The sequence below is a fragment of the bacterium genome (assembly GCA_021158245.1).
Classification (GTDB): domain Bacteria; phylum Zhuqueibacterota; class QNDG01; order QNDG01; family QNDG01; genus QNDG01.
The window spans coordinates 1-10,113 of record JAGGVB010000007.1 but is presented as its reverse complement, the minus strand read 5'-3'; the positions used below and the strand labels follow the sequence as shown (position 1 = coordinate 10,113).

The following is a 10,113-nucleotide window of genomic DNA, read 5'->3' as shown; positions in this document are numbered from 1 at the left end:
GAACTAAAGGGCCGCGATGCTTATCGTTCTACAATGGTTACATCACTCACAGGTTCTCTTTTGATGCTTACAGACAAACCTGAAGTTTATCAGACCGAGCGCATTGAACCGGCAAAAAGGGCAGCGCCTGTATTGTTTACATTACCAGAACAGATATATGATGTTGATCCGAGCCGTTCAATGAATCTTTATATGGCTGATACTGAAGTGAGCGGAGAGGGTGAAAGACCGTTTGATGCGAATAGAAATCCATTATGCGATCTTTTCCTTCTTGGAATAAACAGGAGTTTTGAGACCTGGGTTGTGCTGGGCAGGACAGGGGAAAGATATAAGAAGCTCTATTTCAGAGACTTAGGCCTTGATCCGAAAAAGGAATACATTTTATTTGAGTTCTGGACAAAGAAGCTGTCGGGAATTTTTAAAGGTTACTTTGTTCCCGGAAAGATAAGCACAAAATACGGATGCCAGCTTTTTTCAATCAGAAAAAGAAAAAATCATCCTCAAATTGCTGCAACGAATCGTCATGTATCGTGTGGAGGAGTTGATCTGAAAAATGTTAAGTGGCAAAATAATTCTCTTTTCGGCATTAGTGAAATAGTTGCAAATGATCCATATAAAATCTATGTGACAAAGGTTAAGGGTTATAGCTTTAAGAATTTTATATGCAGAGGAGCAAAACTAGTGTCAGTTCAAAAGAACGGAGGAATGAGAGTTTTTACGATCCGGTCGGAAATGTCAAAGCAAATAAAATGGAGTGTGGAATATAAAAAGATCTAACCATGCTGTAAAAGAGAAGCAGAAGGGATTTGAAAAAGGAGTATAAAAACGGGGAAAAGTGTTTTATTTTCCTCCGCCTCAAGTACAACTTGGGTCGTAGAGTGCAAAGAGGTCATTGGGAAATCAGTGATTAATATTACAAGGATGATGTTTATGAAAACGAATGTTTTTTTATCAGTTTTGTTTTGTGCTGTCAGTCTTGGGCTTTATGCTCAGGTACATGACTGGGAAAATCCCGGAGTTATTGCAAGAAATAAAGAAAGGCCCCATGCAACATTAATGCCCTTTGCGTCCGTAAACCAGGCTGTTTCCGGAGACAGATTAAATTCGGATTTTTGCAGACTGCTTAATGGAGAGTGGAAATTCAACTGGGTTGAAACACCTGATAAAAAACCGGTTGATTTTTATCAAACAGACTTTGATGATTCAAAGTGGAGCACAATTCCGGTACCTTCAAACTGGCAGATGCTCGGGTACGGAACACCGATCTATACAAACGTCAGATATCCGTTTAAAAAGAATCCTCCGTTTATTGCAAACGATAACAACCCTGTTGGCTCTTACAGAAGATATTTCAAAGTACCATCGGACTGGAAGGAGAGACAGATTTTTATACATTTCGACGGGGTTGAATCAGCTTTCTATCTCTGGATTAACGGAGAAAAAGTCGGATACAGTCAGGGAAGCAGGACACCTGCTGAATTTAATATAACTCCCCTTTTAAAAGAGGGAGACAATCTGCTTGCAGTTGAAGTTTACAGATGGTCTGACGGATCATATCTTGAAGATCAGGATTTCTGGCGTTTATCGGGGATATTCAGAAATGTTTACATATATTCGGTTCCTCAGGTATTTATCTGTGATCTGGAAATCAGCGCAGGCTTAGATGAAAATTACAGGGACGGTATTTTAAAGGTTACAGCAAGAATTAAAAATCTTGGCAAAACAGGAGTTGAACGTCCTTCTGTTGAAGTTGAACTTCTTGACAGCTCAGGCAAAAGTGTGCCTGATGTAAAACTCAAAGGCAGCGCTGTTTATGTTCAGCCTGGAGCAGAAACAATTATCCCTGTAAAATGTACTGTTCATGAACCATTAAAGTGGTCTGCAGAGAAACCGAATCTCTACACTGTCATTGTCCGTTTAAAAAACAGGCAGGAAGAGGTAATAGAAATTTTATCCGCTCATGCAGGTTTCAGAACAGTGGAAATTAAAGGAGGGCAGCTTCTTGTAAACGGAAAACCGGTTTTAATCAAAGGGGTGAACCGTCACGAGCACGATCCTGTTACAGGCCACTTTATTACAAGAGAATCCATGATCCGGGATATCAGGCTTATGAAAAGGCTGAATATTAATACAGTAAGAACCTGCCACTATCCTGATGATCCTTTCTGGTATGAGCTTTGTGATGAGTACGGACTCTACGTGATTGACGAGGCAAATATAGAATCCCACGGTATGGGGTACAATCCCGAAAAAACCCTTGCAAACAGACCGGAGTGGGAAAAAGCACATTTGGACAGAATTTACAGTATGGTGGAAAGAGATAAAAATCATCCCTCTGTGATTATCTGGTCAATGGGTAATGAAGCTGGTAACGGTACAAATTTTGAAGAGGCTTATCTCTGGATTCACAGCCGTGATCCCTCAAGACCTGTACACTACGAAAGAGCAGGCCAGAGGTGGAATACTGATATTGTGTGCCCAATGTACTCAAGAATTTCTACTCTTGTCCGTTATGCTGAGGAGAAGCATGACAGGCCTCTTATTATGTGCGAATATGCTCATGCAATGGGAAACGCAATCGGCAATCTTGCCGAATACTGGGAAGCAATTGAGTCCTATGACCAGCTTCAGGGAGGCAGTATCTGGGACTGGGTTGATCAGGGAATCCTTCGGAAAGACAAGGCTGGAAGAAAATTTTATGCTTATGGCGGAGATTTTAAAGATGAGCCGAATTCAGGTAATTTCTGTATAAACGGAGTTGTGTTTCCGGACAGATCCCTTCCTCCGAAGGTATGGGAAGTAAAAAAAATATACCAGAACATTTCCGTAAAACCTGATGATCCTGCAAAGGGAAGAATTCTTATCCGGAACAAAGCATTTTTTACAAATGTAAATGAATTTGACATTGTATGGTCAGTTTCAGAAGACGGAAGAGTTATAGAGTCCGGCACTCTTGAAAATGTGGATGTTCCTCCTCAGGATGCGCGCTTTGTCAATCTTCCGGTTTCAAAAATAAAACCTCTGCCAGGCAGGGAGTACTGGTTAGATGTCTCGGTCCGCCTGAAACATGATACAAAGTGGGCGGAAAAAGGATGGGAAGTTGCATGGGATCAGATAAAAATAGATATTCCGGTTCCGGATGCTGAACCGCTACCCTGCCGGGAAAATGAGAGCCTTAAAGTGTCGGAATCTCCGGACGGGATTTTTGTCAGCGGCAGCAGGTTCAGTATAAAAATAGACAGAAAAACAGGATCAATAATTTCCTATGTTACAAACGGAAGAGAGATCTTTTCATCTTCATCAGAAATAAAGGGGCCAGTACTTAACTGCTACAGAGCGCCTACTGATAACAACATGTACATGAAGAAGAGATGGATTGACGCGGGACTGAATGATCTTAAGTATTCTGCAGATACTTTGAAAGTATTTAAGAGGGAGCACGGAAGTGTAAAAATTTACGTGCATCAGACAGGTTCCGGAGCAGAAGGAAAAGGCTTTTTTGTTAAACTGATTTATGAAATTTTCAAAGACGGTATTGTTCATATAAAAGCCAGTGTAACACCGTTCGGAAAACTTCCGATGCTTCCGAAAGAGGGTGTAATTATGGCTCTTAATGAGGAGTTTGAAAAAGTAAAGTGGTACGGAAGGGGCCCGCAGGAGAATTATCCTGACAGAAAGCAGGGATCGAGAATCGGCATATATAAATCAACAGTAACAGATATGCTTGTGCCCTATGTAAGGCCTCAGGAGACAGGAAACAGAGAAGATGTACGCTGGGTATTTTTGTCAGATAAAAAAGAGAAGGGCCTTCTTTTTGTGACAGACAAACCGATGTCTATGAGTGTTTTACACTTTACTCCTCATGATCTTGACAAGGCAGATCATCTGAATGAGCTTATTCCGAGAAAGGAAATTTATCTGTGCCTTGATGCCCTGCAGCTGGGCCTTGGAAACGGGAGCTGCGGTCCGGGTGTAATTGATAAATACAGGACTTATCCTCAAAAGGTTGAGTTCGGATTTACGATTTTGCCGGTGAAAGATAAAAAGGGTGTTTCTGATCTGGCAAAAAAAGTAAGGATGAGAGCCCTAAAATAGTAGTGAATGGTAAAATAGTATATTGAAAATTAATAAGCACGTTGTTTGTATTGGTACTATTGGTGTCTCGGGAGGGCATAGATGGCGACAAGTTATGTATTATCTGTTTTGGAATGAGATGTATCTCAGGGAAAAATCCTTGATTCTATTTTGCTTGCTTTTTTCCTGGAGTTCATATAAATTTGAACATAACTGTTTATTTTACCAGTGATTGTAAATGTAGAATTTTTTATCAATTTATCCATAAGGAGGAGACAGTATGCCGGCCTCAAAGGAGATTTTAAAAGAGGCATTAAATTTAACACCTGAAAAGAAAGTGGAATTAATAGAAAAACTTCTTATTAGTCTGGATAATTCTGACAAAGAGTTTGACATGTTATGGGCAAAAGAGGCTGAAACACGTATTGATGCATACGAGCAGGGGAAAATCAAGTCTCTTACCATTGAGGAAATTCTTGAAAAATATAAGTGATTAATGGCATGCTGATAAGATTTCTGGAAATTGCACAAATAGAACTTGATCAAGCTATAGAATACTACAATCATGAATCTCCTGGTTTGGGCAAGGATTTCTTAACTGAGGTTTTAAACACATTAAACAGAATCGGTGAATTCCCCTATGTGTGGCACAGGTTATCAGAGCGTACAAGGAGGTGTCAGACAAAAAGATTTCCCTATGGAATTATTTATTATGTCCGGAATAAGGAAATATTAATTGTAGCTGTCGCTAATCTGCACCGGCGTCCCGGTTTTTGGAATGATAGAATTAAGCAGCAGAATAACCGCTTTAACCCTGACCGTTAAATTTTATTTGACCTGTTAATCATCTGCTTAATGTTGATTCCCAATGTATCAACTTCCTATACCTTCTATGTTGTAATTGGGAGGGAGTGTGAGAGAATTATATAATTTGTGAAGAGATGATATATTTAGATGATGTCTGTCAGGTGTAACAATAGTAATAATTGTTAATGAGGAGCGGAGAGGGGAAAATGCAGTACAGACTAAAACTGCCATAAATAATTTGAATATTTAATATACGGAGGGGTGTTATGAGAAGGAAAGCGATCTTTATCTGTAGTTTAATTTTATTACTCATCAGTCTTATGCCGGCTCTATCAGATGTAAAATTAAAAACTGAAGAAAAGGGCGAGCTTCAGATTTTTTCCATGCAGAACAGTAAAATTGAATGCTGTGTAATTTTTCAAGAAGGGAAATTTGACAATCAAAAGCTCTCTATTAAAAGTAAATGGGCGTCTGATTCCGGTACAGAGCCTATTAGTATCACAAGCAGCGGTGATTTTAATATTGACATAATGTGGACAGGATGGTCAGGCCCGGGCATGGTAAATAACGGCGAGAATCCTGTTCTTCTTACAAAAAAAGATTTTGTGCTGCATTCCTTTGAAAAAAGAGACAAGGAAACAGGAGAAAAAGAATTTGCTCTTTTGTTCAGAGGCACAGGTAATCCCTTTTTATTAAAAATAGTATATTCTCTTAAGCCCGGTGATTTTTTTGTAAGGCGAAGTATTGCAGTAAGAGACACTGTTTTCGGATACCATTTTCTGCGCTGGATGTGGCCTGAAAACGGCACAATCAAAGGCGATATAAAAGTAATAAAACCGGGTGGATTCGGACAGCCTCTTGCTTTTCTCAAAGGTAACGGAGGAGGATTTATCGGACTTGAATATCCTACTGCGGAAAACCATCTGAAAAAAGGATGCTCCGGTGTTTTTGTAAAGTGCGGACAGGAATTCGGCCAAAAAATTACAGACAAGTGGGTCTCTTCGGAAACTGTAGTTTGGGGTTTAACTCCTGATAAGTATGTAAGAAACTGGTTTATGAAATATCTCGATGATGTCAGGGTTGCACCTTTAAGGCCCTATCTTTTGTACAATTCGTGGTATGACGTACGCTCTAAAATCTACACAAAGAGGCCCGAAGATGTGATGAATGAGAAGAATGTAATGCGTATCATAAAAGATTTTGAACGTGAGATGGTTAAAAAAAGGGGATTGAAATTAGACGCATTTGTTTTGGATGACGGCTGGGATGTTTACGAAAGCGACTGGAAGCTCAGAAAAGAGGAGTTTCCCAACGGATTAAAACCTCTGTCGGATGAACTGGCAAAGAATGGTACTGCTCTCGGGATATGGTTCGGGCCCACAGGCGGTTATTCCTACCGCAGAAAAAGAATTGTATGGATGAAAGCCCACGGTTACGAAACAGTAGGTGAGGACGGAAATGCATGGCACAGAGAGATGATGTGTCTTGCAGGCAGGAATTATAAAGCATTGTTCAAAAAACGGGTAACGGATTTTGTTAAAAACGACGGAATCGGATATTTTAAATGGGACGGAATACAATTCTCGTGCAGCGAGCCTGACCACGGCCATGCTGTGGGCATATACTCCAGAAGAGCTGTAATGGAGTCTGTTGCGGAAATGTGCAGAGCAGTCCGTTCTCTGCGTTCCGATATGTTCCTCAATATAACATCCGGAACATGGCTCAGCCCCTGGTGGCTGAAATATGCAAACATGATCTGGATGCAGGGAGGTGATTACGGATTTGCAAATGTGCCTTCAATCAGTAAAAGAGACGCTGCAATTACGTACAGGGATCTTGTTCTTTATGAAGATTTCGGCCTGAATAAATTCTGGTTCCCTGTTTCCAATCTTATGACTCACGGCATTATAAAAGGACATCTTCAGAAACTCGGAGGAGAGGCGGAGCCAATTGATAAATTTACAGACAATGCTGTTCTCTACTTTGCAAGAGGCGTTACAATGTGGGAACTCTACATATCTCCCAACCTTCTGACAGATGCAGAGTGGTCTGCAATCGGCAAATCAATTAAATGGGCAAAGGATCGTTTCCCAATTCTGCAGAATACAGTAATGTTCGGAGGCAATCCCAATAAGAGAGAACCGTACGGTTATGCACATTTTAAGGGAAACAGGGGAATTATTGCGGTCAGAAATCCGGACGTATTCACAAAGAGCATAGATGTTAATCTTTCTCCGGAAACAGGACTGAATAAGGACGCAGCTGACCTGGTAGTTGAACAGGTTTATCCGTTCAGAAAAATTTTACCGGTTCTTTACTCTTCCGGTAAAACCCTGACCTTGTCTCTTGAGGGATATGAAACAGCAGTGTATGAAGTTTATCCTCTTAAAAATGCAGAACGTCCTCTGATTACAGATGTGATTTTTGAAGACAATCTTAAAGATGACGGTAAGTATTCTATTAAAATCCTTAAAGCAGGGGAACAGATCAGATTGTTGAACCCTGAATTTAAACCGGCTGGTCCATTAACAATAGAAAAAACCAGTGAGTCTCTGCTGGTGTCGTCTCCTGAGATTGGTATCAATAAAAACCATATCTTTGTGAATTTTAATCTAAATGAGTCTGCAAAAGATGCAGAGCTTGCACTTTTGTTTGAATACAAGGGCTCCACGAGAAAAGACAATTATAGTATAGACGTTCAATTAGACAATAAGAATGTTAAGCCCGAGATAAGCGAGCAGGGCGGAATGTACCAGTGGGTAAAAATTCCTGTCAGCCCAGGATCACACACAGCAGAATATAATTTAAAGATGAACGGGAAAATAACAGACAGCAGGGTCAGTGCATGGGTTATTGCGGAAACAGAACCGGAGGTTCAGACTGTGGAGTTTCAATCGTCAAAAAAGATTGTTGTTACTCCAATGCCGCCAAAGAGTATTGCTTCAGGATATTTAAAGAAGACTCTTCATATCGGTAGTCTTGAAGTTAAATAAATTGAACTCAGGTTATTAAATAACGGAGCAAAGAGCATGACTTTACAATTTGTTGACTGGATATCCATAATTGTTTTTTTTATTGTTTCTCTTGCAATAGGTGTAATTGTTTCAAAACGGGCAGGCACAAGCGCTGCGGAGTTTTTTGCTTCCGGAAGAAGCATGCCGTGGTGGCTTCTCGGTGTATCAATGGTTGCAACAACATTTTCCGCTGATACTCCCAATCTTGTAACAGACCTGGTCAGGCAGCACGGTGTTGCAGGAAACTGGATGTGGTGGGCATTCCTCTTAACCGGAATGGTTACGGTTTTTATATACTCAAAACTCTGGCGAAGGTCAAAAGTACTCACTGATATCGAGTTTTATGAGTTAAGATACAGCGGCAGAATTGCAGCGTTTTTAAGAGGGTTCAGGGCTCTGTATCTCGGAGTGTTTTTTAATGTAGTTATAATGGCAACAGTTATGCTTGCAGCTATAAAAATAGGCGGTGTGATAATGGGAGTTTCTCCTGTAAAAACTGTTCTTGTAACATCTGTAATTGTTGTAACCTACTCCCTGATGGGCGGGCTGAGAGGAGTACTTATTACGGATTTTTTTCAGTTTTTAATTGCTATGACAGGAGCGGTTCTCGCAGCAATAGTTGTGCTTAGGCTGCCGCAGGTAGGAGGATTGTCAGGGCTGTTTTCAAATCCGGCAGTACATGCAAAGCTGTCCATTTTGCCGGATTTTTCCGATACAACTCTTGTTATGACAGTCTTTATTATACCTATTGCTGTTCAGTGGTGGAGCGTCTGGTATCCGGGAGCAGAGCCCGGAGGAGGCGGATACATTGCACAGAGAATGCTTGCTGCAAAAAATGAGAAACATGCTGTAGGAGCAACAATGTTTTTTAACTTTGCCCATTATGCTCTGCGCCCATGGCCGTGGATCATTGTTGCACTTGCTTCAATTGTTGTTTTTCCTGACCTTAGCGCACTTCATCAGGCATTCCCTCATGTTGCGCAAAATATAGTAAAAAATGATCTTGCATACTCTGCTATGCTTACGTTCCTGCCTGCGGGCCTTCTCGGGCTTGTAATTGCATCCCTGATTGCAGCTGTGATGTCCACAATATCTACACATCTTAACTGGGGAGCATCTTACGTTGTAAATGATTTTTATAAAAGATTCCTCGTTAAAGATTCATCTGAAAAGCGGCAGGTATTAATCGGCAGGATAACAATTGCAGTTCTTATGCTTCTTGCAGCTTTTCTTGCTCTTTTTCTTCAGAATGCACTTCAGGCATTCAATATCCTTCTTCAGATCGGTGCAGGCACAGGACTTCTGTTTTTACTCAGGTGGTTCTGGTGGAGAATAAATGCTGCAAGTGAAATAGCTGCTATGGTAATATCGTTTCTTGTTGCAATATATTTTGAATTTGTGCATGCACATACCGGCCTGGCACCTCTACTCAGCTGGCAGAAACTGGTAATAGGTGTGGCTGTCACTACTGCAGGATGGGTTCTTGTTGCATTTATTACAAAACCAACGGATTTTAATGTATTGGCTGATTTCTGCAGAAAAATTCATCCGGGAGGCCCGGGATGGCAAAAAATTATGAATGAAGCGAAAAGTAAAAATATGGATATTTCAGCGGCTGAAACCGAGTGGGATGTTCCTGCAGGGCTGGCAGGAGTATTTTTCGGAACTGTTATGATTTACAGTTTGCTTTTTTCAATAGGATTCTGGCTTTACGGAAACATTATTCCTGCTGTTATAACAACTGCAAGCGGAGCTATAGCTTTGATTTTTCTCTTGTTCATCTGGAAGCGGATGCGTACTGATTGATAAAAGGACGGATTATGAAAAAAATTGCTTTTTACTTAATTTTGGTGATGAGTCTGGGAGCAAACCATTATTCACTGTCAAAGTCTCTTGATCTTTCAAACTATGTGACAAAGGCAAGTATTAATGATAGCGTAAGAATATCTCTTTACACGCCCACTATGTTCAGGATAAGAATTTCACACTTCCCTCTTAAAAACAGGTTCCCGGAAAAATATGAGATACCGTTTCTAATCGGAAAACTGGAAAACTGGGATCCTGTAGAGTATTCAAGTGTCAAAAAGAAAAACAGTACGGAAATATATACAGCAAAATTGACGATTGTAATAAGTAATTCAGGTAAAGAGTTCAAAGTTTTTACTCATGATCGTAAGGAAATCTATCCTTCTCATGGTCCCATTTACGGAATGTTCAG

At 40.5% G+C, this 10,113-nt stretch carries 7 protein-coding genes; all 7 read left to right on the top strand.

Annotated elements, in window-relative coordinates:
• Nucleotides 1-777 (top strand): hypothetical protein (locus tag J7K93_00305; GenBank protein MCD6115430.1); only part of this gene is annotated, 777 nt, incomplete at its 5' end.
• A 153-nt stretch (nucleotides 778-930) separates the two neighbouring features.
• Entirely contained in the window at nucleotides 931-4,095 is a 3,165-nt protein-coding gene (locus J7K93_00300) for a DUF4981 domain-containing protein (GenBank protein ID MCD6115429.1), read from the top strand.
• A 259-nt stretch (nucleotides 4,096-4,354) separates the two neighbouring features.
• A complete protein-coding gene (locus tag J7K93_00295; protein MCD6115428.1) occupies nucleotides 4,355-4,567 on the top strand; it encodes an addiction module protein in 213 nt (70 codons plus the stop codon).
• 8 nt (nucleotides 4,568-4,575) lie between these two features.
• Nucleotides 4,576-4,899, top strand: a complete 324-nt coding sequence (locus J7K93_00290; protein MCD6115427.1) for a type II toxin-antitoxin system RelE/ParE family toxin — start codon at nucleotides 4,576-4,578, stop codon at nucleotides 4,897-4,899.
• Between the two features lie 248 nt (nucleotides 4,900-5,147).
• A complete protein-coding gene (locus J7K93_00285) occupies nucleotides 5,148-7,874 on the top strand; it encodes an alpha-galactosidase (GenBank protein ID MCD6115426.1) in 2,727 nt (908 codons plus the stop codon).
• A gap of 36 nt (nucleotides 7,875-7,910) precedes the next feature.
• Nucleotides 7,911-9,701 carry a Na+:solute symporter gene (locus tag J7K93_00280; GenBank protein ID MCD6115425.1) on the top strand — a complete coding sequence of 597 codons (1,791 nt, stop codon included), beginning with the start codon at nucleotides 7,911-7,913 and terminating at the stop codon, nucleotides 9,699-9,701.
• Nucleotides 9,702-9,715: 14 nt separating this feature from the next.
• Nucleotides 9,716-10,113, top strand: a 398-nt coding sequence (locus J7K93_00275; GenBank protein MCD6115424.1) for a DUF4968 domain-containing protein, incomplete at its 3' end; no start/stop codon positions are given.